Raw genomic sequence first — 26,614 nt, forward strand, 5'->3', positions numbered from 1 at the left:
ATTTTTATTTAGACTTATTATAAATAGTTATTATCTTTGGCATCAGAAACTTCAAAATGCCACGTCATGATTTATATACTCCTTTTAATAAAAAAAGCTTTTTCTGCTATTTTAAATCAACTTCTAAATCTTCGAAAAAGAATTTCAGAAAAACTAGAACAGCTTGTTCTTCAATAATTCTTAAAACTCAGGATTTTATTCTAAACAAAATTTAGGATAGCAAATTAAACAGCATGAAAAATTTAATAACCTCCATTATGCTTGCTTTTTCGGTATATGGATTCTCGCAGGAAGAAAAAGAAAAAGACAGTATCATCGAAACGAGCATAAATGTTTTAGATGAAGTTGTGTTGACAAAAAAGAAAGTGTTGTACACGCAAAAATCAGACAGACTTGTTTTTAATGTAGAAAACAGCATTGTATCTGATGGCGGTACGGCTCTAGATGTGCTTTCGCGCGCACCAGGAGTTGTGGTTTCACAAGATGGCGATTTATCATTGCGCGGACAGCAAGGCGTTGCGGTTATGATTAACGGAAAACTGACACAGCTTTCGCAAAAGGAATTGGCCAATTATTTAAAATCGACCGCTTCATCCAATATTAAGCAAATAGAAGTAATTACAAATCCTTCTGCAAAATATGATGCTGCGGGAAAAGCCGGAATCATCAATATCATTCTAAAAAAACCTAATGCTTCGGGATTAAAAGGAACTGCGTTTGCCAGTTACGGAAGAGGTAGAAAAAACAGAAACAGTGCTGGTTTTAATTTAAATTACAATAAAGACAAATGGGGCGTTTTCGGTAATTACAGTTATACTTTCCGTGGTGAAGAGGAAAAGAAAAAATTCAACCAAACTCAATTTACCGATGCTACGCGCGAAGAAATTGCGACAAAGAATAATCAAACTTCTATCACAGACGAACCTTTGACTTCTAACAATTTTAAAATCGGAACGCAGTATGAAGTTTCACCAAAAACCAATTTAGAGTTTTATGTAGATGCGAAAATCGGTAGCTATCAAAATATGGCCGACGGAACTAATTTCTTAACTGATGCTGCAAATCAACCTATTTTTGACGCCGTAACTTATAATAACAGCAAAGAAAAATGGAATGATTACACCTACGCGTTTTCGGGTCTTCATAAATTTGATAAAGAAGGACAAACCCTAGCATTTGATTTTGAATACGAAACTTCAAAATTTAGATCAAACCAGTTTCAAAGTGCCGATAACACAGCTTCATCTGCAACTGTCAATGATCGTAGAGGCTTTATTCCTTCTCAATTAAAAGTATTTAGCGGAAAAATAGATTTTGTAAATCCGATTAAAGAAAAACAATCGTTAGAATGGGGTTTCAAAGGTAGCATCAAAAACAATGACAACCCTTCTGTTTATGAATACAACGAAAACAATCAGTGGCTAATCGATTTTAATTCGACCAATCATTTTGAATACAATGAACAGATTTATGCAGCTTACATCAATTACAAATATCAGTTGGATAAACTGAATATTCAGGGTGGTTTACGAAGCGAATATACTGCAATTGACATCAATCAGAAGACCTTAAATGAAACACATAAAGACGATTATCTGAACTGGTTTCCGAGCATTTCGTTAAAATACGAATTAACAAGCAGCCATTCGGTTCATGCTTCATACAGTAAAAGAATCAACAGACCTAGCCAGTTTGACCTGAATCCGTTTCGTTTTTATGATGACTCTTTTAATTATTCGCAGGGAAATCCAAATTTAGTTCCTGAAATTACAAACGCAATGGAAATTGGCTACGCTTGGAAAAGCAGTTTTATGGCATCGGTTTATTTTAACAAAACAAAAGATGTTTTTACAGAAGTGTATAATTACGACCCGAACGCCAATACAACCGTTACTACCGAAATCAATGTTAGTAAATCATATAATTACGGCATTAACATTACCAATAGTTCTGAGCTTAGCAAATGGTGGTCTGTAAACACGCTTTTTAATGTATTCGAAAATAAATTTATGGCAAATGTACTTAACAGCTCTACAATTGACCCTATTATGACGGTTAATCTGAATGTTCAAAATTCATTTACTATTACCGAAACCCTTAAAGCCGAGGCAAATGCGCAATACCAGTCGAAATCTAATCTTGGAATTTACCAACGTGATGCCTTCTTTGATTTCAGCATCGGAATTTCGAAACAGGTTTTGGCAAAAAAAGGAACTATCAAACTTAATGTCACTGATATTTTCAACACCAATAATTTTTACATCAAATCTGTAATTGCGCAGACAAGCCTTGATAAAAAATACGATTTGGATAATCGCATTGCAACCATCGCTTTTACCTATAGAATTTAAGATTATTCATTCTTGAATATTGTTTTTTGTTTTTTTTTGTGTTAGTTAAAAAGAGCCTGTTTTTCCTTTCAACAGGCTCTTTTGTTTTTTAAATTAATTCTGAAAACACGGCTTTCATTTCTTCAATTACAATTTTGATATCATTTTCGGTGGTTCTCCAATTTACAAACGAAGCGCGTATTCCTTTTTTATTTTGATAAAAAGTCGGTGTCATAAATACTTTTCCTGTATCGTTTAATTTTACTAGAAAGTCATTTACTTTATCCTGATTTTCGTTTCCTTTCAAAGTAAAACAAACATTGTTTAATCGGATTGGTGCAAGGAGTTCGAAATGATCTTGTTCAATAAGAGCATTTCCGAAATGGAGTGCCAAAAGCGTACTTTTTTCAATCAAATCCTGAAAACCTTCTTTACCGTACGCCACCAAAGAAAACCAAACCGGTAAGGCTCTTAAACGGCGTGAATTTTCTGGAACTACATTCAAGTAATTAAAATTTTCTAAAGCATTTCCTAAATAGGGAGCATTTGAATTCTGAAACGTTTCAATCTGCAGATTTATATGTTGTTTTCTAATTAAATAAAAAGCACTTTCATAAGGAACATTCAACCATTTATGACAGTCAATTGTAATGCTGTCTGCTCCTTCCCAACCCTCTACCAAATGTTTGTATTTTTCTGAAACAGCAGCAAATCCGCCAAAAGCACCATCAATATGCCACCAAAAATTGTGTTTTTCTTTTAGTTTAGAAATTGCCTTAAAATCATCAAAATCGGCTGTATTTACAGTTCCTGCACTAGAAATCAAGATAAAAGGTTTTCCGTTTAAGGCCTTTATTTTTTCTTCTAAATCGGCAATATCCAAAGCTTCACGATTGCCTTCGATTGTTTTTACAACCGTATAATTCTGGCTTCCGATTCCTAACATCGACAATGATTTTACGGAAGAAGAATGCGGAGTCGCTGTTAAAATATTGATGGTTTCAGAGATTCCGTTTTTAGCAAAATCTTTTCCAAACTGTTTTCCAAACCATTGTCTGGCAACTCCCAAACTGGTAAAATTAGACATTGTTGCGCCCGTAACGAATCCGCCCAAAAATGAATCCGGAAGTTCTAATAATTGCAGCAGTAAATTAATCGTTTCAAATTCTATTAAAGCCGAATTTCCTCCCTGAGATGTTACAGACTGTGTATTTTGATCGTAAATCGATGCTAACCAGTCACCAGCGATAGAAGCTGGAGTCGATCCGCCCGTAACAAACCCCCAATAGCGAGGTCCTGGTGATGAAACCAATAAAGGAGCTAATCGTTCTTTAAACTCTTTTAAAGCTTCATCGGAACCTAAACCTAATTCGTTCAAGTTTCGTTTAGGATTAATTGTATTTTTGTTTGAAGTTGAAATATTTTCTAGATTATTCAAAAATTCGACTCCTTGTAGTTTTGCCTTTTCTAAGATATTTTCGAAGTTATTTAAATCGTGTTGTAATATTGAATTCATAGTATAGAGTATTAGATTTCATACTGATTGACTCAGATGAAAACAGATTTTATATAATTTTTTATTTGAAGAACTGCTGATTTGGTCTCGCACAGATTTTGGACTCGAGCGATAGCGAACATGCGGAGCGATTTAAGATTTGGGATTTTTAAAATCTAGTTACCATTTTGTTTTTTCAGAAAATCTGGAAACCATCATAGAACAGATTACATCTCCGTTGGCATTTAACAGAGTAGCAATTGGATCAACCAAAGTTCCAAGAATCATCGCAACCGGAAGCGCTTGTTCCATCGGAAAACCGTAAACTGTTATGGCTAGGATTTCACCAATATAACCTCCGTTCGGAATGCCGCCTTCTACAATCGAAACTACAACTGTAATTCCTAAAGCGAGCAGAATTGTCATAGGATCTGAAAAATCTTTCCCAAACATAGCAAACAAAAAAGTTATTTTTAAGATGGACGACATGCTCGAACCGTCTTTATGTAAAGGAGCTCCAAGCGGAATCACTAGATTGCGTACGTGTGCCGGAATTCCCATTTTTTGTGCTGCTTCTAAATTGGCTGGAATAGTGGCAATACTACTGCAAGTTCCCACTGCTGTTAGAGATGGCGTAATATTGTTGCTCCAAAAAACTTTAAAAGCTTTTTTTCCGCCAGCAACAAACGCATATAAACTAAAGAACACAAAGAAATAAAAAATACAGGCTCCGTAATAAACCGCCATTGGTTTTGCATAAACTCCTAGTAATTGTGGCCCAAAAACTCCAACTTGATAAGCAAAATAAGCTCCCAAACCTATTGGTGCAGATTTCATGATGATATTCAAAAGCTGTTTCATTACCTCGTTTCCTGAATCTAAGAAACTCTTGAAAGCATTCCCTTTTTCTCCTGATTGTAATGTGGCAAAACCAACTAAAAAAGAGAAAATAATCAATGCCAGCATGCTTTTTCGAGACAATAATTCGAAGAAATCATTGGCTGTAAGCAGTTTTGCAATCTGATCTCCAGCTGATCCTGATGTTACTTCTTCAAATGGAACTTTTGCAATAGCAATATCTTCATGAATCGGAAAAAGATAAACGGCACAAATCATTACAATTGCTGAAATCAAAATCGTAGCCAGAAAAACGAGAATCATGATAACAAACAGTTTCCCTAATTTTTCTGTTCGTTCTAAATTAGCAATCGAAGAACCAATAGTGAAAAAAATCAACGGAATAATGGCTGTGAAAAGTAAATTCAGAAAAATATCTCCCAACGGTTTTATGATCAGTACATCTTCTCCAAATACCAATCCGAAAATACTTCCGATTATGATACCGCCAAGAAGCCATAAAATACTGCTGTAACTCTGCAAAAAATTGATTTTCTTAACTTCCATAATTTGAGATCAGAAAAGATTAATAATAAGGAATGAAAGTACTCAAAAAACTGCGAAGATTTTTTTTGCCACAGATTAAAGTGATTTACACAGATTTTAAAATGAACAAATTAATTAGTGGAAATTTGTGAAATTAGTGGCAAAAGAAAAAAATCTTTTTTAATCTGTGTAATCTGTGGCAAAAAAAATCTATTTCTCCAACACAATAGTAGTAAAAGCTCTCTCGACCAATTCGCCGGTTTTGCTTTTTACTTCTTCTGTCTGTGTTTCGGTATAAACGATTTTAAAATCTGATTTTTTGATTAATTCCTGCGCTTTTTCGGTACTGTACAATTCAAATTCGAATTGCGTAAAAGGCAGTTTTTTCATAAAATCTTCTTCGGCAAATGTCAAACAGAAATTCCCGTTTGGTTTTAGAACCCTGTAGATTTCCGAAAGTAATTCTTCGGGTTTCTGCCAGAAATAAATCGTATTTACAGTAAATATTTTATCAAATAATTCGTCTTCAAACGGAACTGCGTTTCCGTCATAAAGTGAAAAGAAAGCCTGTTTTTGAGAAACAAAATTTCGATTGATCTGACGTGCTTCCTGAAACATTAGTTCCGACATTTCCAGACCGTAATATTTTAGTTTTTCGGCTTGTTCAAACAAAAATTCTACGTGGCCTGCGTTTCCGTGGCCTAGTTCCAGAATTCGGTTTTCGTTTGACATATTTAGATTCAGAATCGAATGTTTGGTCATATTGATGTTTGTTTCGTTCATCATATTTCCCATTTCGATTCCTTTTTCTCCCGATGGATGTTTTAATTGAGAGGCTATCGCTTGTAGTTCTTCTTGTTTCATGACTCGAAAATTTAAACTTCTAAATTAAACAAAATCCTTTAGCAATTTGTTATTGCTTGGGGTCAGATTCCAATTAACGTTTGTTTTTGTCATTTCGACGAAGGAGAAATCTCCACGAGAAGCTCGACAAAGATTGGATTCTCTTTGCAGAGTTACTTGCGAAGATTTCTCCTTCGTCGAAATGACAAAACACGCATTATATCAAGTAAAAAACTAAAAAACCTGACTTGCAATCTGGCGGATGTTCTCAGATTTACCCATTGAATAATAGTGTAAAAACGGAACTCCAGCGGCTTTTAATTCTAATGACTGCTGAATCGCCCATTCGATTCCGACTTGTTTGATTTCAGCATTATTTTTGCATTTATCAACAGCATCGATTAAATCTTCTGGTAAATCGATTCTGAAAATCTGTGGTAATACTTGTAAATGCCTTTGAACCGCAATTGGCTTAATTCCAGGAATAATCGGAATTGTAATGCCCATTTCTCTTGCTTTTTCTACGAAAGCAAAATATTTAGCATTGTCAAAAAACATTTGTGTTACGACATAATCAGCACCTGCATCTACTTTTTCTTTTAATCTTTTTAAATCCGATTGTAAAGATGGCGATTCTAAGTGTTTTTCAGGATAACCCGCAACTCCAATACAGAAATCTGCTCTGTTGTCGGTATCGATTACTTCGTGAAGGTATTGTCCGCAGTTTAAATTTTTAATTTGTTTAACCAAATCAATTGCGTAATGATTTCCTCCTGCTTTCGGCACAAAAGACTGCTCATCTTTCATAGCATCTCCGCGAAGCGCCATCACGTTGTTGATTCCTAAATAATGACAATCAACCAACACGTATTCGGTTTCTTCTTTGGTAAAACCACCGCAAAGCAAATGCGGAACCGTATCTACATTGTATTTATGTTTTATAGAAGCGCAGATTCCAAGCGTTCCCGGACGCATACGAGTCAGTTTTTTGTCTAAAAGTCCATTACCTTTATCAATATAAATATACTCTTCACGAGAGGTTGTTACATCAATAAACGGCGGATTAAACTCCATTAACGGATCAATATTATCGTATAATTCCTGAATGCTTTTTCCCTTTTGAGGCGGAATGATTTCAAATGAGAATAATGTTTTTCCTTTGGCGTTTTCTATATGTTCTGTTACTTTCATCTTTTTTTGTTTCAAGTTTTTCTAAGTTTCAAGTTTCAAGTTACGTCCGAACCTGAAACCTGAAACTTGAAACTTTTTCTTTTAATCTGCTATATTAGGATTCAACCATTTCATTGCGTAATCAGTTGGGACATTGCGTCGTTTGGCGTAATCTACAACCTGATCTTCTTTTATTTTTCCGAGTCCGAAATAGCGGCTTTTCGGGTTTCCGAAATAATATCCTGAAACCGATGAAGCTGGCCACATCGCCATGCTTTCTGTCAACGTAACTCCAATTTCTTCGGCTACATTTAAAAGTTTCCAAATCGTTGGTTTTTCCAAGTGATCCGGACAAGCTGGATAACCTGGAGCCGGACGAATTCCTTTATAATTTTCTTTAATCAATTCTTCGTTGGTTAAAGATTCTTCTGAATCATAACCCCAGAAATCTTTACGAACTCGCTCATGAAGATATTCGGCGAAAGCCTCAGCAAAACGGTCCGCAAGCGCTTTAACCATAATTGAATTGTAATCGTCTAGGTTTTTCTCATATTCCGCCGCCCATTCATCTACACCAAAACCAGTTGTTACGCAGAAAGCTCCCATATAATCTTCTATTCCGCTGTCTTTTGGCAGAATAAAATCAGCTAATGCGATGTTTGGTGCACCTTTTGTTTTTTGTGACTGCTGACGAAGCGTTAAGAATTTCTCCAACACTTTTCCGTTTTCATCACGTAACTCGATATCGTCATCATCAACCTGATTCGCAGGAAAAATTCCGTAAATACCTTTTGCTTTTAGTTTTTTCTCTTCCAGAATTACTTTCAGCATTGCCTGAGCATCGTTAAAAACAGATGTCGCTTGTTCTCCCACAACCTCATCCGTTAAAATTGCCGGATATTTTCCGTACAATTCCCAAGTCTGAAAAAACGGCGTCCAGTCGATATATGGAACCAAAACATCCAATTCAACTTCGACAATTTGTTTGCCAATTACTTTAGGCTTAGTTGGTGTATATTCCGACCAATCCAATGGTAATTTATTTTTACGGGCATCTTCAATCGTCAGGAAGTTTTTATCTCTTGAACGATTTAAAAATGTTTCTCTAAAAGAATCATATTCTGCACGAATATCTGCCGCATATATTTTTCTATTATGATCTAACAAGTTTCCTGCAACAGTAACGGCTCTAGAGGCATCGTTAACGTGAATTACAGTTTCTCTATATTGAGGCGCAATTTTCACGGCCGTATGCGCGCGCGAAGTCGTTGCCCCACCAATCATAATCGGGATTTTAATTCCTTGTTTATCTAATTCTTTGGCCAAATACACCATTTCGTCAAGCGAAGGCGTAATCAATCCGCTTAATCCAATAATGTCAACATTATGTTCAATCGCAGCCGAAATAATTTTTTCCGGAGGCACCATAACACCAAGATCTACAATCTCATAATTGTTACACGCCAAAACCACCGAAACGATGTTTTTACCAATATCGTGAACGTCGCCTTTTACAGTTGCCATCAGGATTTTTCCGTTTCCTTGTTTGTCTCCCGCTTGTTTGCTCGCTTCGATAAATGGCAGTAAATAAGCCACCGCTTTTTTCATTACACGAGCCGATTTCACCACCTGAGGCAGAAACATTTTTCCGCTTCCGAATAAATCTCCAACCACATTCATTCCTGTCATCAAATTGATTTCAATAACTTCAATTGGTTTTGTCGCAGCCAAACGTGCTTCTTCAACATCTTCTTCAATAAAAGCATCAATTCCTTTTACCAATGAATGTGTAATACGCTCCTGAACAGTTCCAAAACGCCATTCCTGAACTACTTTTTCATCGCTCTTTGCTTCGCCTTTTACATTTTCTGCAAAATCCAAAAGTCGTTCCGTAGCATCGTCACGTCTATCTAAAATTACGTCTTCAACGTGTTCTAATAAATCTTTCGGAATATCATCGTAAATCGTCAACATTTCTGGGTTTACGATTCCCATTGTCATTCCTTCTTTAATCGCGTGGTATAAAAACACCGAGTGCATAGCTTCACGAACCGTGTCATTTCCTCTAAAAGAGAACGAAACGTTACTCACTCCACCACTGATATGCGCGTGAGGTAAGTTTTCACGAACCCATTTTGTTCCTCTAAAAAAGTCCAAAGCGTTCAAGCGATGTTCTTCCATTCCCGTTGCAACCGGGAAAATATTCAAATCGAAAATAATATCCTGCGGAGGAAACCCAACTTTGTTCACCAAAATATCATACGAACGCTGACAAATCTCCACACGACGATCGTAATTATCGGCCTGACCAACTTCGTCAAAAGCCATAATAATTGCCGCCGCGCCGTAACGTTTGATTAATCTCGCATGATGAATAAAAGCTTCTTCGCCTTCTTTTAACGAAATCGAGTTTACAACGCTTTTTCCTTGTACTACTTTAAGACCGGCTTCAATGATTTCCCATTTCGAACTGTCAATCATAATTGGCACTCTCGAAATATCTGGTTCTGCCGCAATTAAATTCAAAAATTTAGTCATCGCGGTAACACCATCAAGCATTCCTTCATCCATATTAATATCGATGATTTGTGCTCCACCTTCCACCTGCTGTCTTGCAATATCAAGCGCCTCGTCATATTTCTCTTCCTTGATTAATCTCAAGAATTTTCTTGAACCTGTTACGTTTGTACGCTCACCAACATTCACGAAAACACTTTCCGGCGTAATAATCAACGGTTCTAATCCTGATAATACAAGGTCTCTTCTTTTTTCTGTCATTTTTTTCTAAGTTACTAAGATCCTGAGATACTGAGGTTCTAAGTTTTTTTTATTCTATTTCTTTCCTGCGGGGTTTTTAGAACCTTGTAGGTATTTCTTCTTTTTTAATTCAAACCTATCAGAATCGATAGGTTTAAAAAACTATTATTTTTTTAAATATTTTGGGCGTGTCCCTCCGGGTCGGGCTATCCGTTACAAGTCCTCGTCTCGTCAAAAGACGAGACTGCGGGCTTTTCACTTCTATCCCTCACGCGGTCTCGGTTTCACAAGACGATTTATGAATTTTAATTTTTATTATTTTATTCTTCCAGCAATTTATCCAATTGATTCTGAAGCGTTTTTTTATCTGGTAAATACAATTGATATTTGCTCAATAAAACCTTGTTTGTAATACTATCAGTAGCATATTCAACCAAAATATGATTTTTGTGTGCTCCCAATACAATACCAATTGGCTCATTATCTCCTTCAGTTGCTTCTTCTTTTTTGAAATAATTCAGATACAAATTCATTTGACCAATATCCTGATGATCAATTTCGCCTCTTTTCAAATCTACCAAAACAAAACATTTCAATATTCGATGATAAAAAAGCAAATCCAAATAAAAATGTTTTCCCCCAATGCTCATTCGGTATTGTCTGCCAATGAACGCAAATCCTTTTCCCATTTCCATAATGAACTGCTGTAAATTGGAAATGATTTTTTCTTCCAGTTCATTTTCTAAATATTGATGTTGTTCAGGAATATTTAAAAAATCCAATACAAAAGGATCTTTAATTAAATCTTCTGCATTTTCTACAATGTGTCCTTCTTTAGCCAATCTCAAAACGCCTTCTTTGTCTTTGCTCAAAGCTAATCTTTCAAACAATGAACTCTTCATTTGACGTTTTAATTCTCTTACACTCCAACGTTCATGTTGACATTGTTTAGCATAAAAATTAATTTCTAATTCCGAGTCAGCTTTTAAAATTTCAAAATAATGACTCCAAGTCAATAAGTGAGACAGTGTCTCACTTATTGGAAACGATAGATATAACTTACGCATGTATAAAAGATTAGATCTACTAAACCCTTTACCATAGGCTTGTACCAAATCCTTTGAAAGCCTTTCAAATAATTGACTTCCGTATTCAGCTTTTTCATTTCCTTTTTGCTCAAACTCTACAATGTGCTGACCTACGTACCAATAAGTCTGCACCAAAATTGTATTGACTGATTGTACAGCTTGTTGCCTTCCCTGTTGCAACAAACTACCAATTTTATCGATAAGTTCGCTATAAGGTTGTTTCTCTAAACTCATAATTAGCAATTAATACCTTCATTAGATCATCATTCAAAAACCGGCGCAACTCTCGGTTTATAATCCTTTGCAACCTCAGCCATTAATCGAATATGATCCGGAGTTGTTCCGCAACAACCTCCAATGATATTGATTAAATTATCTTCTAAATATTCTTTAATGAAAGCCTGAGTTTGTTCTGGTGTTTCATCGTATTGACCGAAAGCGTTTGGCAATCCTGCATTTGGATGTGCTGAAACATTAAAACTTGTATTATGCGCTAATGTTTTTAAATACGGTTTCAGCAAATCGGCTCCAAGAGCGCAATTGAATCCTACGCTTAATAACGGAATATGAGAAACGGATATCAAAAACGCTTCAACAGTCTGTCCGGAAAGTGTTCTTCCTGAAGCATCTGTAATCGTTCCTGAAACCATGATTGGAATATCAAGATTGCGTTCTTCTTTTACTTCTTCGATAGCGAAAAGTGCTGCTTTTGCATTTAATGTATCAAAAATCGTTTCTACTAAAAGTAAATCACAGCCACCATCCATTAAGGCTTCTGCCTGTTGTTTGTACGCAATTCTCAAATCGTCAAATGTTACGGCTCTGTAACCCGGATCGTTTACATCTGGAGACATACTTGCGGTACGGTTTGTTGGTCCGATTGAACCGGCTACAAAACGTGATTTTTCCGGATTTTTTGCGGTAAACTCATCAGCTACTTGTCTTGCGATTTTAGCCGATTCGTAATTTAGCTCGTAAACCAAATCTTCCATGTGATAATCGGCCATACCGATTGTTGTTCCTGAAAAGGTATTGGTTTCTACAATGTCAGCGCCAGCTTCGTAATACGCAGCGTGAACATCGCGGATCGCCTGCGGTTGTGTTAGAGATAGTAAATCGTTGTTTCCTTTTAACGGATGCGGGAAATCTTTGAAACGCTCTCCTCTGAAATCTTCTTCGGAGAAATTATAGCGTTGCAACATTGTTCCCATTGCTCCGTCTAGGATTAGGATATTTTTTTTTATTGCTTCTTTTATCGTAATTGCCATGTTGTATTTGCCGCTAAGGCGCTAAGGCACAAAGCTTTTTTTATTTTTAATTTTGAAGGCTCTATTTACCTTCGATATTTTTTTACATAAATTCCAAAAGTGCACTATTACTGGCTCATTAGCCCCGATTGAGCCGGTATCCTCGTAATGAAATGGAGAGATATAGGCGAAAGCGGGAACTATTGACTGCAAAAATGCGCCAATGATTCGCTCCTGATACAGCATCTGTTTCAGTAATATTGTATGTTGTCTGGAAAAGTTTTGAGAAATACGAGTATGTATTTGTGTTATCTATCTTTAATACTAGAAAATGTCGTATAAAGTAGAATTTAGCACCTTCTTTATGATAAAGGGTTGCTAAGGTTTCATCGGGTCTATCCCTCCGCCTTTCGTGATAACTGACAATAATTTTAAGAACAGTGCAAAGGTATGAAATAGGGTTTCGATTTGCAAATGTTTTTTTAAAGATGCTGAGACTCTAAGATACTGAGTTACTAAGTTTAAAGTTCGGATCTTATTTTTCAAATATATCCCAGAGTTTTAACCACGGGGAACGTATTGTGATTATGCGTTGCATCTATTCGTTGTGTTCCAGTGGTTGAAACCACTGGCTATGTTTCATATGTTTTGTTTTTTATAAAAAAATTGAGATTTACTTTGCGTTTTTTTGCTTAATCAATAGTTCAGCTTCAGAGGAGCATAATATTTATAGAAAACGATTAACAAACCAAATGAAAGCCCAGCGGAGCGACACATCTATAATATGTCGCTCCGCTGGAGTTTTTTTTGCGTACAGAATTTTTTCTATTCTATTTTTATGCTACTGAGATTTTATGTACGGAATAAAAAAGCCCAAACATTTAAAGTTTAGGCTTTCTATTTTTTACTTTTCCACTCAAAAAATGAATGTATCGTTCAATAAATCAGATGGTTTATTTAAAAACTTCTGTCCCATTTTAGAAATGTATCAATGACTTCCTGATGATCTGTAAATTCCTTATCTGCCATGCTCATCTCATTGTCAATTTTTGCCTCTTCTTCTAGTAGTTTTTCTTCATTCCAATTGTTCATAATAGATAATTTATTTAATACTTTCTTAAAGTTACCACTTTTTAACTGGTTATTCAAATACTGAAAACTATTTTTTCATTTTAATGCAAAGCTACTAAGCTTCTAAATGACTAATATTAACTTGAAGTTGCTAAGATGTTAAGGTTATAAGATGTTTTTACTGAAGATGTTTTAATAATGAAGCCTATTTACTTTGATTAATTACATTTTTCTGATTTATTTAAAATACTAATAATCAACATTAAGCACTCGAAATCTTGTTTGAAATCACGCACAATTTAGAATAAAAAAAGCCCAAACTATAAAAGTTTGAGCTTTCTATATAAAAATCTTAGTGTCTTAGCAACTTAGACTATCGCTTTAACAACGGCTTTTGGTGCTTCTTTACGAGTTCCGTCGAAACCGTCTACTCCTGATACTGTTGTATATTTCAATACGTATTTTTTACCTGGATTGATGATTCCGTATGCCGCCTGGCACATTAAAGTTGCTTCATGAAATCCGCAAAGAATTAACTTTAATTTTCCTGGATATGTATTTACGTCTCCAATAGCAAAGATTCCTGGAATGTTGGTTTGGTAATCTAATGCATTGTTTACTTTGATGGCATTTTTCTCGATTTCTAATCCCCAGTCACCGATTGGACCTAATTTTGGTGTTAATCCGAAAAGTGGAATAAAATAGTCGCAATCAATTTTACGGTGTGCGCCGTTTTCTTCTATATCTAAAGATTCTACGTGCTCTGCTCCGTTGATTCCGATAACTTCTGCCGGTGTGATTAGTTTGATTTTTCCAGCTGATTTTAATTCCTGTACTTTTTCTACAGAATCAAGAGCTCCTCTGAATTCATTTCTTCTGTGGATTAAAGTTACTTCTGAAGCTACATTTGCCAAGAAGATGCTCCAGTCTAATGCTGAATCTCCTCCTCCTGCAATAACAACTCTTTTGTCTCTGAATTTTTCAGGATTTTTGATGAAGTATTTTACTCCTTTATCTTCATAAAACTCGATATCTTCGATAAGTGGTTTACGAGGCTCGAAACTTCCTAATCCTCCTGCGATTGCGATAACCGGCGCGTGGAATTTAGTTCCTTTGTTTGAGGTTACAATGAATGTTCCGTCTTCTTGCTTTTCAACTGTTTCTGCACGTTCTCCTAATGTAAAACCTGGCTCAAATTGTTTGATTTGCTCCATTAATCCGTCAACTAAATCTCCGGCTAAAACTTCTGGAAATCCAGGAATATCATAAATTGGTTTCTTAGGATATAATTCTGAAAGCTGTCCTCCTGGTTGAGGCAATGCATCTAAAATGTGGCATTTTAATTTTAATAATCCTGCCTCGAATACGGCAAATAAACCTGTTGGTCCTGCTCCAATTATAAGTATATCTGTTTTAATCATTATGTTGTTGTTTATAATCATTCTTAATAATACAAAGAAACGAATAATTTATTCTTTAATCAATGATTTTTATCATTCATTTCTTTCGAAATTTCATCCATCGGATTGATTCCGACGTTATTCAATTCTATGTGTCCATCGGGTTAAAACCCGACGCTACAATATAAATCGTTCCTTCGGAACTTTTGTTATTCTTTATTTTTTAATGAAGAGGTAATCTCATTCATTCTTTTAACCTTTTCTTCAAAATTGCCTTTTAAGGTTTTTCGGTATTCATTCAGATTCTCAACCATTTGATTGATATCTTCCGGAATTACTTCTTCGAAAAACTCACGCAATCTCTTTGCCGTTGTTGGCGATTTTCCGTTTGTCGAAATGGCGATTTTCACATTTCCTTTTGTTACGATTCCGCCTAAATAATAATCACATAAATCCGGCGTATCGGCGATATTGCAAATCAAATAACGTTTTCTCGACAATTCGTAAACTCTTTTATTCACTTTCAAATCGTCTGTACAGGCAATTACCATGTGACGTTTTTTAAGCATTTTCTTTTTGAACTTCGCTTCCGTCAATTTAATTGAAGGATGATTTTCGGCTAAAACTTTAATTTCTAAATGAAAATCTGGCGCTACGACCTCAACATTTGCATTTGGACTTGACTTGAGCAAGAATGAAAGCTTTTCCAGACCTACATTTCCTCCGCCTACAATTAATACATTTAAATTGTGAAGCTTTAGAAATATTGGATATAATTCGTTTTGTTCCATGTTAATCTTTTTTCTTCTAATCAAAATTAGAATAACCTACGAGATGTTCCTAACGGAAAATTAATATTAATTGGAAACATTTTTTCTACCGATGAGATGTTCCTAACGGAACATAATTCTATCGAATTTCTTCTTTTGATAGAAATTCTTCGTAGAATCCTTTCAGTTTATTGCTTTCTCTTACAACTTCTCCAAGAACAATAATCGCTGGTGAGCCTAATTCTTTTTGTTTTACAACTTCTAAAATCGAATTTACTGTTCCAACTCCTACTTTTTCTTCTGTGGTTGTTCCGTTTTGAATAATCGCAACAGGCAAATTTCCTTTGTCTTCTTTTTGAAACAAATCGATTATTTGAGGCAATTTGTGCATTCCCATCAAAATCACAACGGTTGCTGATGATTTCGCTGATAAGGCAATATCTGAAGATAATTTCCTATCAGAAGTTGTTCCCGTAATTGCCCAAAAGCTTTCTGAAACTCCTCTTTTTGTGATTGAAATTCCCTGACTTGCAGGAACTGCAACTACAGATGAAATTCCGGGAACTACTATGGTTTCTATTCCGAAACTTTCTGCAAATTCCACTTCTTCGCTTCCTCTTCCAAAAATAAACGGATCTCCGCCTTTTAATCGAACTACATTTCCGTATGTCAAAGCATTATCTACAATCAATTGATTGATTTGATCCTGCGTGTAAGCATGATTTCCGATTCTTTTTCCAACAAAAATTCGGATGGCATTTTTGGGTGCGTAATCCAGAATTTCTTCATTGGCCAAAGCGTCGTACAAAACCACATTTGCTTCAGCCAATGCTTTTACAGCTTTCAGCGTCAGTAAATCGGGATCGCCCGGACCTGCACCAACTAAAGTTATTTTGGGTTTTATATTATGCATTTGCTAATTCCTGTGCTCTGAAAGTTTCGATTTTGTCAAAGAAAACTACTGCCTGAGCAATGTAATCTTTAGCGAAAGCTTCAGATGGTTCATTTTTATTGATTTGGTAAACCAAGTCTTTAAAAGTTGAGTTCAATTCAATTTTACTAGTTTCGATGAAAACAGTATCAAACAAGTCTACAATTCCTGCGTGGTGATTTGTTTTTTGGTTTTCTGACAATAACAATGCTTTTGCTCCATTTACAAATCCAGCATAAGCATGATAGATTGCATCTGACCATTTTTTCTCGTCGAAAGATTCCTGAGCCAAGATCAATTTCTCTTTAGCTTCAAACAATAAAGTCGCAACTAAATCGATCACTACTCCGGCACATTCGCCAACTCCAACTGCTTTTACGTAATTGTCTGCGTTACCCCAATCCACAAAATCGGCTTCTGTTAAATTGGTTACATCTGCAAAAGGTTTTAAGATTTCGTAGAAATATTTTTCTCCTTTTGTATCATAATAATCAAGGAATTTTTGTCCGCTTCCGTTAGCATCAAAATCATTTAAAATGGTACGCAATGCATCTGGACCTCTACGACTAGGCACTTTGATTACTTTATCAGCAAAACGTCCAGCGCCATTTCCTAATCTTCCTCCGCCAAGTAAAACCTGCAGAGCCGGAGCTACCAGTTTTCCTGAGTTGATAGACATTCCTTGGAATCCAATTGCAGACATATTATGTTGTCCGCAGGCATTCATACAACCTGAAATTTTAATTTCGATTTCGCGGTTGTTTAAATACTGAGGGTATTCTGCCGTTAAAACTCTTTCTAATTCTTCTGCAATACCGGTACTACTTGCAATCCCCAAATTACAAGTATCAGTACCCGGACATGCCGTAATATCTCCAACTGAATTATATCCTAGCTGAACAAAATCCAACTTCGCTAATTCTTGATAAAAGAAAGGTAAATTCTCTTCTTTTATGTGACGTATTACAATATTTTGACGCAATGAAAAACGTAATTCATTTGCTCCGTAATTCTTAATTAAATCGGCTAATAATCTCGCTTTATCCGTATAAAAATCTCCTAATAAAACTTTGATTCCGATAGCGTAATAACCGTCTTGTTTCTGCTTGATTACATTCGAATTTTTCCAAGCTTCATACGCTTTTGTATCTTCGATTGTAACTTGCGGAACTTCTAATAATGGTTCTGGAATTGGACCATCAAAAGCAGTTGTATCAATTTCGTATGTCTCAAAAGCAATGGCTTTTTTCTCTTGTTCAACCAAATCAAGGAAAACATCTCTTCCCATTTCTTTGATTAAGAATTTCATACGCGCTTTCATTCTTTTTGCTCGCTCTCCGTATCTGTCGAAAATACGAATGATTCCTTCTGCTGTTGGAATGATTTCGTTTACAGGAACGAATTCTGAAAGCAATTCTGCATGTGCTGGCTGAGATCCTAAACCTCCTCCGAACATGATTTTGAAACCTTTTTGTCCGTCTTTAATTTTCGGAATAAATCCTAAATCGTGCAAGTAACTCAAAGCCGTATCTTCGTCTGAAGAAGAGAACGAAATTTTGAATTTACGCCCCATTTCCTGACAAATAGGGTTTCTTAACAAATATTGAAAAAGTCCGTGTGCATAAGGCGAAACATCAAATGGCTCGTTTACGTCAACTCCAGCTAATTCGCTTCCTGTAATATTTCTAACTGTATTTCCACAAGCTTCACGAAGTGTAATATCATCTTTAGCCAAATCTGCCCAAAGTTCTGGTGTTCTGTCTAAACTCACATAGTGAATCTGGATATCCTGACGCGTTGTAATGTGCAAACGCCCTGTAGAATATTCATCAGAAACCTGAGTAATACGCACCAATTGCTCGCTGGTCACTTTACCGTAAGGCAATTTGATACGAATCATCTGAACGCCTTCCTGACGCTGACCGTAGATTCCACGCGCTAAACGAAGACTACGAAAACGCTCATCATCAATTTTTCCTCCACGGAATAAATGAATCTTTTTTTCTAATTCGATAATCTCCTTCTGAACTACCGGATTTTCTATTTCTGTTCTAAAACTTTCCATTTCTCTTAGTTTGTAGTTAGTTGTTGATTGTTTATAGTTGGTTGTTGACAGTAGAACTATCAACTAAAAATTACAAACTATCTAATGAAACCTACTCCTGCTGTTGTGTTTGTTGCTGTATCAATTAAGATGAAAGCTCCGTTTGATTTGTTTTCGTTGTATGAATCAAAGTATAACGGTTTGCTTAATTTGATCGTTACTTCTCCAATTTCGTTGATTGCCAATTGTGAAGCTTCTGTCGTTCCAGAGTAATCTGTAGCAATTGTATTTTTAATGCTTTCTACTTTTGCTAAAACTCTGTTTGTATTGTGTTGTACCAAATATTTTGTTCCTGGAACCAGTTTTTTGCTGTCCATCCAGCAAACTGTTGTGGTAATATCTTTTTCAATTTTTGGAAGCTCATCTGATTTTACAATCATATCACCTCTTGTTACATTGATATCATTTTCTAATTCGATTGTAATTGAGGAACCTGCAACAGCTTCGTCAAATGATTTATCGAAAAAGTGAATTTTAGATACTTTTGATTCGGTTAAAGAAGGAAGAACCGTTACGGCATCTCCAACTTTGATTGAGTTTCCGTATAATTTTCCAGCGTAACCTCTAAAATCGTGGTATTCTTCTGTTTTTGGACGAATAACGGTTTGAACTGGGAAACGTGCTTTTCCTGCTTCAAAAACATCAGAAGCATGTAATCCTTCTAAATGTTCTAATACAGTTTGTCCGTCATACCAAGGCATATTCTCCGATTTGTCCACAACGTTTCCACCGTTGATTGCACTTAACGGAATGTAACTTACGTTTTGCTCTTTGAAAGTACTTTTTGCATTTAATGCCTGGAAATCGGCTTTGATTTTATTGAAAACTTCCTCAGAATAATCAACCAAATCCATTTTGTTAATGGCAACAATTACCTCTTTTACTCTCAATAAATTATTGATGAAAAAGTGACGGTAAGTCTGCTCAATAACTCCTTTTCTGGCATCAATTAAAATGATAGAAACCTGAGAAGTCGAAGCTCCTGTAACCATGTTTCTTGTATATTCTACGTGACCCGGAGTATCGGCAATAATGTAACTTTTCTTCGCAGTCGAAAAATAAATATGCGCAACATCAATCGTAATTCCTTGTTCTCTTTCTGCTACTAATCCGTCAGTTGCCAAAGAAAAATCAAGATAATCGTATCCTTTTTGTTTACTGCTTTTTTCGATTGCTTCTATTTTGTCAGTCGTCAATGATTTTGTATCGTACAATAATCTCCCGATCAAAGTACTTTTTCCGTCATCTACACTTCCTGCTGTTGCTATTTTTAAAACGTCCATCTTATATATTGTTTCAGGTTTAAAGTTTCAGGTTTCATGTTCTCTCGAAACTTTTAAATCTGTATGTTTTTGTTCTCTTGATTCTAACTTTTAATTTTTAATTCTCGATTTTTAATTGAATTAGAAGTATCCCTGTTGTTTTCTTTTTTCCATCGCCGCTTCAGAACGTTTATCATCGATTCTGGCTCCTCTTTCAGAAATCGTTGATTCTCTGATTTCGCCTACAACTTCTTCAATTGTTGCTGCGTAAGATTCAACTGCTGCGGTACAACTCATATCTCCAACGGTTCTGAAGCGAACAATTCTTTCTTCGATTTGTTCGTCTTCTTCTTGGTACACAAAAGGAGAATGTGACCAGATTAAACCGTCTCTCAAAAAAACTTTTCTTTTATGTGAAAAATAGATTGATGGAATTTCGATGTGTTCTTTTTCGATATAACTCCAAACATCTAATTCTGTCCAGTTTGAAATTGGAAAAACACGAACGTTTTGCCCATTTTCAATTTTTCCATTCAAAATATCAAACAATTCAGGTCTTTGATTTTTTTCGTCCCATTGTCCGAAATCATCACGAACAGAGAAAATACGTTCTTTCGCTCTTGCTTTTTCTTCATCACGACGCGCACCACCAATACAAGCATCAAACTTGAATTCTTCAATTGCATCCAAAAGTGTTGTTGTCTGCAAGCTGTTTCTACTAGAATATTTTCCTGTTTCTTCTACCACTTTTCCTTCATCAATAGCATCCTGAACATTACGAACGATCAACTCTAAACCTAATTCTTCTACCAATTTATCTCTGAAAGCAATTGTTTCAGGGAAATTATGTCCCGTATCAACGTGCAAAAGAGGAAACGGAATCTTAGCAGGGAAAAATGCTTTTTGCGCCAAACGCACTAATGTGATAGAATCTTTTCCTCCTGAGAAAAGTAAAACCGGTTTGTCAAACTGTGAAATTACTTCTCTGAAAATGTATATCGCTTCACTCTCTAAAGCGTTTGTTTTTAATACTGAACTCATTGTTTTTTTGTTTGATATTTTTTAGTTTCAAGTTTTAGGTTTCAGGTTTCAAGTTCCCTGATCTAAAAATCTCCACTCTTTATTCTATTCTCGTTATTCTCTCTTTAACGGATAAAAATCTATTGTTTTTATCCACATCTCCCCCGGATTAAAATCCGGCGTTACAATATGAATCGTTCCTCCGGAACTTTAAATCTATATTCTTTATTCTATTCTCTTTATTCTTTTTTAGCACTGTGAAGCCCGCATTCTTTATGGCTTGATTCCCACCACCATCTTCCGGCTCTGATGTCTTCTCCGGGGAAAATGGCTCTTGTACATGGTGCGCATCCAATGCTTACAAAACCTTCTTTGTGAAGTGCATTTTGAGGAACATTAAACTCCTTCAAATGATTTTCAACTTCTTCTAAAGTCCATTTTAGCAACGGATTGAATTTGATGATTTCGAAGTTTCCGTCGTATTCAAACAAATTTAAATCTTGTCTGTTTTCCGATTGTTCTGCTCTTAAACCTGTAATCCAAACTGAGTTTCCTGCCAAAGCTTTTCTCAGTGGAACCACTTTTCTAATAAAACAGCATTCTTTTCTGTTTTCAACCGAATCGTAAAAGCTGTTTGGTCCTTTTTCCTGCAATAGTTTTTCTACTGATGCCGCTTCTGGAAAATAAACTTCAATCTGCTTTTTATACTTTTTTAAAGTTCTATGAAAGACATCATACGTTTCCTGAAACAATCTTCCGGTATCTAAAGTGAAAACTTTGACTACAATATCATTTTTGAAAATAAAATCAGTAATTACCTGATCTTCTTGTCCAAATGAAGTTGAAAAAGTAACCTGATTTGGATATTCCTCAGCTAAAAAATGCAAAGTTTCTTCCAAAGAGAAGTCTTTTGTTTTTTCTAATAAGGTCTGTACTGTTGCTAAACTCATTTTAATATTTTTACTCTAAAAACCTATTATCCTATCGGCTTAGTAGATTACTATGCAAAAATAATACTTATTTATAAATTACAAAGCGATTTATGGATTTTTTTAGTCTAAAAAACTACTGAAACCCAAACAATTAATACAAAACTTACATTTTAGCATTAAAAATAGCTTAATATCAAAAAACATATTAATAAGTAATCTACTGATAAACATTACCTTAAAGAGCTTATTCAAAATATTTAACAAATAGTCTACCAAATCGATAGGATTATTATAAATTACTTCCTATTTTTGGCAAAAATTTTATCATATGGATTTTCAAATAGGACTAGTAATCGCAGGTTTAGTTGTCGGATTTATTGTTGGTTTAACTGGTGTAGGCGGCGGTTCGCTTATGACTCCTATTTTATTATGGTTTGGTATTCCTCCAACAAAAGCTGTTGGGACCGATTTGCTTTATGCAGCATTTACAAAAGCTGGAGGCATATTTGTACACAACAAAAAAGGAAATATCAATTGGAAAATTACAGGCTGGCTAACTTTAGGAAGCGTTCCGGCAGCCCTTATAACTTTATGGATTTTAAACAGCATCAAAACAGATATTGAAACTATAAATCGTGTAATAAAAGTTAGTTTAGGATGGGCTTTATTGTTTACGTCTGTCGCAATTATCTTTAAAAAGAAACTTTTAAATTTTTCTCAGAAACACGCTGGTGACAAGTTTCATAGCGAAAGCACCACTCAAAATATGCTGACTATCGGAATTGGTGTTTTGTTAGGAGCTACCGTAACATTGACCTCTATCGGAGCTGGAGCACTTGGAACCGTAACTTTATTTTTCCTTTATCCGCTTTTACCGACACCTCGTTTGGTTGGAACCGAAATTGCGCACGCCGTTCCGTTAACACTTGTTGCGGGAGTTGGACACGCTTCTATGGGAAATCTGGATTTAATTTTATTGGGACAATTATTATTAGGATCACTTCCAGGAATCTTCATCGGGAGCTTATTGAGTGGTAAAGTTCCAGATCAATTTCTTAGAAATGCAATTGCCATAATGCTTTTTATGGTAGGATATAAATTGATATTTTAAGACATTTTTTTAAACCATATAAGTTCATTTTAGACTTTGCGCAAAGCTTGAAAAATGAACTTATATTACTTATGTGGTTTATTTTTTTTAAAAAGCGATATCTGCTAAAGAATTGCTTTCTAATATCTTAAGTGTATTATCGCGAACTTCGGTCATTAAGCGTCTTGCCGCGCAAGTTGTTTCATCATCGCAATCATCGCATCTTTCGTAGAAATTATGACTTGCACATGGCAATAATGCGATCGGTCCTTCAAGAATTCTGTAGACTTTTGCCATACTGATATCTTTCGGGTCTTTAATTAGATAATAACCGCCTCCTTTTCCCTTTTTGGCTCCAAGAAAACCGGAATTTCGAAGCAACAGCAAAATACTTTCCAGAAATTTGATTGAAATATGTTCACTTTTAGCGATTTCAGCAATTTGTACAGGTTCATTATTTTCTCGTCTGGCCAGATAGGTTAAAGCTTTTATTCCGTATTTCGTTTTCTTTGAAAGCATTTTTACATTTTAGATTGCCGTTCCCTCAACTATCGGGATAGATTTCGGATTATTCCTTAATCAAACTAACACAAATTATTAGAGAACAAAAATAGACTTTTTAAATGAGAAATGACAGAATTAAAAGTTAAATTCTACTAATCCTATCAAATTACTTCATTTTGTCCAATTAAATTAAATTCTTTAAATATTTTAACTTCTTCCGCCAAAGCTTTTTTGTTAACTACATAAGTTCCTGAAATCGAATCATGCCAACCTCTGCTTGAGCTTGATAAAAAAGTAAGCGCATCAAAAGGAATTATCCTGCAAAGACTTCTTTTAAAAATTGTTCCAAAAGATGGCCTTTCTCCATTTTCATCAACGACAATTGTACCTGTAATAAGCTTACCAAAAGACTGTCCCATAAGACCTTCTGTAACCGTGTAATAAACAACTGCAAGTAATATAAAAATTACCCTGCCTTCTAAATCGCCAATCGTATCAAGCCAAATTAATAATCCATTCATATCAAAAAGACTCGCTACGATTGCCATAACAAAGCCAAAAATGAACACCAGTATAAGGATAAAAATATTATCTAATAGGTAGTTTAGAAATCGAACTGCTCCTGACACCAGCAGTTTCTGATCCAGAATATAAGTAGATTTATTCATGTTTTATTTATAATTTTAAAGGTTAAAAATAATTTATTTTGGTTCTTTTTTTGACAAAAATATACTTTTTATATATACGAACAACAAAACAAAAAAAACGATTTTTAACAGTAATAAATCTACAGTTAAAAATCGTTTCCTACACTAAGTGATTGAAAATCTAAAACTAACTAAGTGCTTGCTTCAAATCAGCAATAACATCTTCTACAGTTTCTAAACCTACTGAAACACGGACCAAACCTTGTGTGATTCCTACTGCCAATTGATCTTCTTCAGACAATTTGCTGTGTGTTGTAGATGCCGGATGCGTAACTATCGTTCTCGTATCTCCAATATTTGCAGAAAGCGAACAAAGCTTGATTGCATTCAGGAATTTTCTTCCTGCCTCGATACCGCCTTTAATTTCGAATGCGATAATATTTCCACCTGCTTTCATTTGCTTTTTAGCGATTTCATATTGCGGATGCGATTTCAAGAACGGATATTTTACGCTGTTTACATTAGGATGGCTTTCTAAAAACTCAGCTACTTTTAAAGCATTTTCGCAATGTCTGTCTACACGAACTGCCAATGTTTCTAAGCTTTTTGAAAGAACCCAAGCATTAAATGGCGCTAACGCTGGCCCCGTATTTCTAGAAAACAAATAAATCTGTCTGATTAATTCTGCATCTCCAACTGTTACTCCGCCTAAAACACGCCCTTGTCCGTCTATTAATTTAGTAGCAGAATGAATCACTAAATGTGCTCCAAATTTAATTGGCTGTTGTAAATAGGGTGTTGCAAAGCAGTTGTCGATTATCAAAATCAAGTTGTGTTTTTTAGCAATATTCCCTAACAATTCTAAATCGATTACATCTACACCAGGATTTGTCGGAGATTCAGCGTATAATATTTTAGTGTTTGGCTTAATGAAACTCTCGATTGTTTCCGGTTTATTGATTTCGAAATACGAAGTTTCGATATTCCATTTTGGAAAATAGGTCATAAACAAAGCGTGAGTCGAACCAAAAACACTGCTCGCAGAAACAATATGATCTCCAGAATTTAATAATGCTGCGAAAGTAGAATACACCGCGGCCATTCCGGTAGCAAAAGCATAACCAGACTCGGCACCTTCCATTTTACAAATCTTATCTACAAATTCTGTAGTGTTCGGATTGCTGAAACGGCTGTAAATATTTCTTTCTTTTTCTTCTGTAAAAGAAGCTCTCATGTCCTCTGCATCCTCAAAAACAAAGCTTGATGATAAGTATAATGGAACGGAGTGCTCTAAATATTGTGATCTTTCTAATTGTGTTCTGATGGCTTGTGTTTCAAAACCAAATTCTTCTGTATTCATTGTGTTGTTTTGTTTTTGTTTTTTTTGTTTCAAGTTTCAGGTTTAACGTTTCAAGTTGCTACTATGTGTTAAAATCAAAACTCAAACAGTAAAGAATTGTTCATTTTCTAATTATCTAATTTCCTAATTGAACAGTTCTCTAATTAACTCATTTTCTAATTTTACAAAGCTTCGTTATTCAGGACAACTTTGTAGCTAATGGTTGCTGTTGGCTCAACTGTTTTGGCAACTGAACAGTATTTCTCAAAAGAAAGTTGCGCTGCTTTTTTTGCTTTTTCCGGATTGATTTCTCCTTCTAAATAGAAAATCACATCGATTTCTTTAAAAGGTTTTGCTTCTTCAATCTGAACTCGTGTTCCTTCAACCTCAGCGTTAAAAGAAGTGATTTCCTGACGCTGTTTCTTTAAGATTGAAATCATATCAATAGCACTGCATCCTGCAACACCCATTAACACCAATTCCATTGGACTTGCACCTAAATCGCTTCCGCCAAATTCGGCTCTGCTGTCAACGTCAACTATATGGCCGCGCTCATTTTTTACTTTGAAATGAAATGCGTCGTTTACTCTGTTTAAAGTTACTTTCATGGTATTTATTCCTAAGTTATTTGTCTTTTTTGTCTAATTTATTCCAATATTCTAAAACCTGTTTTTTCGATTCTCCATCTAATGTTTTAAAATTATCAGAGAACTTATCCGTTTTAAAATCGTCTGAAACACTTGCTTCTATAGTATAAAATTGATCTTTTTGCGAAAAAATCAAATGAACAGATTGTTGCTTAAAATCTTTGTCATAAAGTCCGTAAATAAAAAGACCGTCAATGCTTTTGTCTTTATTGCAATCCCAAAATGCTTTTCTGCTACCCCAAGCAGAAATGATTCCGTTATGATTTACTTCCATAATAGATTTTACAATCCATTTGCCATTGACTTTTGTAAATCTTTGAAAATACATTTTGTCAGGAATAGCATTCTTTTCGATTTTTGAAAAGATAAACACATTGTCCTCATTCCCAACCGAACTGACTTCATCTATTTGAATTGCTCGAATTCCTTTATAAGGAAAAACTTCCTGTGTATAACTGTCTTTATTTCTAACAACATTAGAAATTTGAGCAGTCAAAATATTTGAAAACAATAACAAAATGAAGATCTTTTTCATACTTTATATTTAATTATTAAAAATGTAAAGTTAAGATTTTTCTTTCTTC

22 protein-coding genes and 1 riboswitch are annotated in these 26,614 nt (G+C 35.1%); of the genes, 2 read left to right on the forward strand and 20 right to left on the reverse strand.

Annotation, left to right across the window (positions count from 1 at the left end):
- The first annotated feature begins 233 nt into the window (after nt 1-233).
- A complete protein-coding gene (locus ACFFLS_RS15275) occupies nt 234-2,351 on the forward strand; it encodes a TonB-dependent receptor domain-containing protein (RefSeq protein ID WP_379684627.1) in 2,118 nt (705 codons plus the stop codon).
- A gap of 88 nt (nt 2,352-2,439) precedes the next feature.
- Here the strand turns inward: ACFFLS_RS15275 and ACFFLS_RS15280 are convergent, their stop codons facing one another.
- The 15 genes from ACFFLS_RS15280 to ACFFLS_RS15350 all read right to left on the reverse strand — a co-directional run bounded on the left by ACFFLS_RS15280 (nt 2,440) and on the right by ACFFLS_RS15350 (nt 21,821).
- Nucleotides 2,440-3,846, reverse strand: a complete 1,407-nt coding sequence (locus tag ACFFLS_RS15280; RefSeq protein WP_379689509.1) for a pyridoxal phosphate-dependent decarboxylase family protein — start codon at nt 3,844-3,846, stop codon at nt 2,440-2,442.
- A gap of 159 nt (nt 3,847-4,005) precedes the next feature.
- Entirely contained in the window at nt 4,006-5,229 is a 1,224-nt protein-coding gene (locus tag ACFFLS_RS15285; RefSeq protein ID WP_379684625.1) for a dicarboxylate/amino acid:cation symporter, read from the reverse strand.
- A 189-nt stretch (nt 5,230-5,418) separates the two neighbouring features.
- Nucleotides 5,419-6,072 carry a class I SAM-dependent methyltransferase gene (locus ACFFLS_RS15290; RefSeq protein WP_379684624.1) on the reverse strand — a complete coding sequence of 218 codons (654 nt, stop codon included), beginning with the start codon at nt 6,070-6,072 and terminating at the stop codon, nt 5,419-5,421.
- Nucleotides 6,073-6,285: 213 nt separating this feature from the next.
- Nucleotides 6,286-7,242, reverse strand: a complete 957-nt coding sequence (gene metF, locus ACFFLS_RS15295; RefSeq protein ID WP_379684623.1) for a methylenetetrahydrofolate reductase [NAD(P)H] — start codon at nt 7,240-7,242, stop codon at nt 6,286-6,288.
- 81 nt (nt 7,243-7,323) lie between these two features.
- Nucleotides 7,324-9,999 carry a methionine synthase gene (gene metH / locus ACFFLS_RS15300; protein ID WP_379684622.1) on the reverse strand — a complete coding sequence of 892 codons (2,676 nt, stop codon included), beginning with the start codon at nt 9,997-9,999 and terminating at the stop codon, nt 7,324-7,326.
- 299 nt (nt 10,000-10,298) lie between these two features.
- A complete protein-coding gene (locus ACFFLS_RS15305) occupies nt 10,299-11,300 on the reverse strand; it encodes a PDDEXK nuclease domain-containing protein (RefSeq protein WP_379684621.1) in 1,002 nt (333 codons plus the stop codon).
- Nucleotides 11,301-11,329: 29 nt separating this feature from the next.
- Nucleotides 11,330-12,334 (reverse strand): homocysteine S-methyltransferase family protein, encoded by a 1,005-nt coding sequence (locus tag ACFFLS_RS15310; protein WP_379684620.1) that lies wholly within the window; start codon nt 12,332-12,334, stop codon nt 11,330-11,332.
- Between the two features lie 284 nt (nt 12,335-12,618).
- Nucleotides 12,619-12,735, reverse strand: a riboswitch (SAM riboswitch).
- Nucleotides 12,736-13,270: 535 nt separating this feature from the next.
- Complete coding sequence (locus ACFFLS_RS15315; RefSeq protein ID WP_379684619.1) at nt 13,271-13,405, reverse strand: hypothetical protein; 135 nt, start codon at nt 13,403-13,405, stop codon at nt 13,271-13,273.
- A gap of 347 nt (nt 13,406-13,752) precedes the next feature.
- Nucleotides 13,753-14,805: an NAD(P)/FAD-dependent oxidoreductase gene (locus tag ACFFLS_RS15320; protein WP_274252254.1), complete on the reverse strand. Its 1,053-nt coding sequence runs from the start codon at nt 14,803-14,805 to the stop codon at nt 13,753-13,755.
- 188 nt (nt 14,806-14,993) lie between these two features.
- On the reverse strand, nt 14,994-15,575 hold the full coding sequence (locus ACFFLS_RS15325; RefSeq protein ID WP_115888196.1) for a precorrin-2 dehydrogenase/sirohydrochlorin ferrochelatase family protein: 582 nt from the start codon (nt 15,573-15,575) through the stop codon (nt 14,994-14,996).
- A 118-nt stretch (nt 15,576-15,693) separates the two neighbouring features.
- Nucleotides 15,694-16,467 (reverse strand): uroporphyrinogen-III C-methyltransferase, encoded by a 774-nt coding sequence (gene cobA / locus ACFFLS_RS15330; protein WP_379684618.1) that lies wholly within the window; start codon nt 16,465-16,467, stop codon nt 15,694-15,696.
- Nucleotides 16,460-18,550 carry a ferredoxin-like domain-containing protein gene (locus ACFFLS_RS15335; RefSeq protein ID WP_379684617.1) on the reverse strand — a complete coding sequence of 697 codons (2,091 nt, stop codon included), beginning with the start codon at nt 18,548-18,550 and terminating at the stop codon, nt 16,460-16,462. Before ACFFLS_RS15335 ends, cobA begins: the two co-directional genes overlap by 8 nt.
- 77 nt (nt 18,551-18,627) lie before the next feature.
- Nucleotides 18,628-19,872: a sulfate adenylyltransferase subunit 1 gene (locus ACFFLS_RS15340; protein ID WP_379684615.1), complete on the reverse strand. Its 1,245-nt coding sequence runs from the start codon at nt 19,870-19,872 to the stop codon at nt 18,628-18,630.
- Nucleotides 19,873-19,992: 120 nt separating this feature from the next.
- Nucleotides 19,993-20,892: a sulfate adenylyltransferase subunit CysD gene (cysD, locus tag ACFFLS_RS15345; RefSeq protein ID WP_035645595.1), complete on the reverse strand. Its 900-nt coding sequence runs from the start codon at nt 20,890-20,892 to the stop codon at nt 19,993-19,995.
- A 218-nt stretch (nt 20,893-21,110) separates the two neighbouring features.
- A complete protein-coding gene (locus ACFFLS_RS15350) occupies nt 21,111-21,821 on the reverse strand; it encodes a phosphoadenylyl-sulfate reductase (protein WP_379684613.1) in 711 nt (236 codons plus the stop codon).
- Between the two features lie 310 nt (nt 21,822-22,131).
- On the opposite strand from ACFFLS_RS15350, the gene ACFFLS_RS15355 reads away from it, so the two are divergent.
- Nucleotides 22,132-22,914, forward strand: coding sequence for a sulfite exporter TauE/SafE family protein (locus tag ACFFLS_RS15355; protein WP_379684612.1), 783 nt, complete (start codon nt 22,132-22,134; stop codon nt 22,912-22,914).
- An 87-nt stretch (nt 22,915-23,001) separates the two neighbouring features.
- Here ACFFLS_RS15355 and ACFFLS_RS15360 read toward each other — a convergent pair whose 3' ends face one another.
- From ACFFLS_RS15360 to ACFFLS_RS15380, 5 genes are all read right to left on the reverse strand, one after another.
- Nucleotides 23,002-23,412, reverse strand: a complete 411-nt coding sequence (locus ACFFLS_RS15360) for an RrF2 family transcriptional regulator (protein ID WP_125722103.1) — start codon at nt 23,410-23,412, stop codon at nt 23,002-23,004.
- Nucleotides 23,413-23,558: 146 nt separating this feature from the next.
- Nucleotides 23,559-24,065, reverse strand: a complete 507-nt coding sequence (locus tag ACFFLS_RS15365; RefSeq protein WP_379684611.1) for an RDD family protein — start codon at nt 24,063-24,065, stop codon at nt 23,559-23,561.
- Between the two features lie 166 nt (nt 24,066-24,231).
- The gene (locus ACFFLS_RS15370; protein WP_379689511.1) at nt 24,232-25,404 is read right to left on the reverse strand and encodes a trans-sulfuration enzyme family protein; all 1,173 of its coding nucleotides are present in this window, start codon (nt 25,402-25,404) and stop codon (nt 24,232-24,234) included.
- A gap of 161 nt (nt 25,405-25,565) precedes the next feature.
- Entirely contained in the window at nt 25,566-25,991 is a 426-nt protein-coding gene (locus tag ACFFLS_RS15375) for an OsmC family protein (RefSeq protein WP_379684610.1), read from the reverse strand.
- 16 nt (nt 25,992-26,007) lie between these two features.
- Nucleotides 26,008-26,565: a hypothetical protein gene (locus ACFFLS_RS15380; RefSeq protein WP_379684609.1), complete on the reverse strand. Its 558-nt coding sequence runs from the start codon at nt 26,563-26,565 to the stop codon at nt 26,008-26,010.
- Nucleotides 26,566-26,614: the final 49 nt, after the last annotated feature.

Origin of the sequence: Flavobacterium procerum (assembly GCF_042431625.1) — a bacterium.
Classification (GTDB): Bacteria; Bacteroidota; Bacteroidia; order Flavobacteriales; family Flavobacteriaceae; genus Flavobacterium; species Flavobacterium procerum.

What these genes read in the sequence shown, in the direction of transcription:
- ACFFLS_RS15275 (WP_379684627.1), top strand. Translation starts at nt 234, where the DNA reads ATGAAAAATTTAATAACCTCCATTATGCTTGCTTTTTCGGTATATGGA.
- ACFFLS_RS15280 (WP_379689509.1), bottom strand. Translation starts at nt 3,846, where the DNA reads ATGAATTCAATATTACAACACGATTTAAATAACTTCGAAAATATCTTA.
- ACFFLS_RS15285 (WP_379684625.1), bottom strand. Translation starts at nt 5,229, where the DNA reads ATGGAAGTTAAGAAAATCAATTTTTTGCAGAGTTACAGCAGTATTTTA.
- ACFFLS_RS15290 (WP_379684624.1), bottom strand. Translation starts at nt 6,072, where the DNA reads ATGAAACAAGAAGAACTACAAGCGATAGCCTCTCAATTAAAACATCCA.
- metF (WP_379684623.1), bottom strand. Translation starts at nt 7,242, where the DNA reads ATGAAAGTAACAGAACATATAGAAAACGCCAAAGGAAAAACATTATTC.
- metH (WP_379684622.1), bottom strand. Translation starts at nt 9,999, where the DNA reads ATGACAGAAAAAAGAAGAGACCTTGTATTATCAGGATTAGAACCGTTG.
- ACFFLS_RS15305 (WP_379684621.1), bottom strand. Translation starts at nt 11,300, where the DNA reads ATGAGTTTAGAGAAACAACCTTATAGCGAACTTATCGATAAAATTGGT.
- ACFFLS_RS15310 (WP_379684620.1), bottom strand. Translation starts at nt 12,334, where the DNA reads ATGGCAATTACGATAAAAGAAGCAATAAAAAAAAATATCCTAATCCTA.
- ACFFLS_RS15315 (WP_379684619.1), bottom strand. Translation starts at nt 13,405, where the DNA reads ATGAACAATTGGAATGAAGAAAAACTACTAGAAGAAGAGGCAAAAATT.
- ACFFLS_RS15320 (WP_274252254.1), bottom strand. Translation starts at nt 14,805, where the DNA reads ATGATTAAAACAGATATACTTATAATTGGAGCAGGACCAACAGGTTTA.
- ACFFLS_RS15325 (WP_115888196.1), bottom strand. Translation starts at nt 15,575, where the DNA reads ATGGAACAAAACGAATTATATCCAATATTTCTAAAGCTTCACAATTTA.
- cobA (WP_379684618.1), bottom strand. Translation starts at nt 16,467, where the DNA reads ATGCATAATATAAAACCCAAAATAACTTTAGTTGGTGCAGGTCCGGGC.
- ACFFLS_RS15335 (WP_379684617.1), bottom strand. Translation starts at nt 18,550, where the DNA reads ATGGAAAGTTTTAGAACAGAAATAGAAAATCCGGTAGTTCAGAAGGAG.
- ACFFLS_RS15340 (WP_379684615.1), bottom strand. Translation starts at nt 19,872, where the DNA reads ATGGACGTTTTAAAAATAGCAACAGCAGGAAGTGTAGATGACGGAAAA.
- cysD (WP_035645595.1), bottom strand. Translation starts at nt 20,892, where the DNA reads ATGAGTTCAGTATTAAAAACAAACGCTTTAGAGAGTGAAGCGATATAC.
- ACFFLS_RS15350 (WP_379684613.1), bottom strand. Translation starts at nt 21,821, where the DNA reads ATGAGTTTAGCAACAGTACAGACCTTATTAGAAAAAACAAAAGACTTC.
- ACFFLS_RS15355 (WP_379684612.1), top strand. Translation starts at nt 22,132, where the DNA reads ATGGATTTTCAAATAGGACTAGTAATCGCAGGTTTAGTTGTCGGATTT.
- ACFFLS_RS15360 (WP_125722103.1), bottom strand. Translation starts at nt 23,412, where the DNA reads ATGCTTTCAAAGAAAACGAAATACGGAATAAAAGCTTTAACCTATCTG.
- ACFFLS_RS15365 (WP_379684611.1), bottom strand. Translation starts at nt 24,065, where the DNA reads ATGAATAAATCTACTTATATTCTGGATCAGAAACTGCTGGTGTCAGGA.
- ACFFLS_RS15370 (WP_379689511.1), bottom strand. Translation starts at nt 25,404, where the DNA reads ATGAATACAGAAGAATTTGGTTTTGAAACACAAGCCATCAGAACACAA.
- ACFFLS_RS15375 (WP_379684610.1), bottom strand. Translation starts at nt 25,991, where the DNA reads ATGAAAGTAACTTTAAACAGAGTAAACGACGCATTTCATTTCAAAGTA.
- ACFFLS_RS15380 (WP_379684609.1), bottom strand. Translation starts at nt 26,565, where the DNA reads ATGAAAAAGATCTTCATTTTGTTATTGTTTTCAAATATTTTGACTGCT.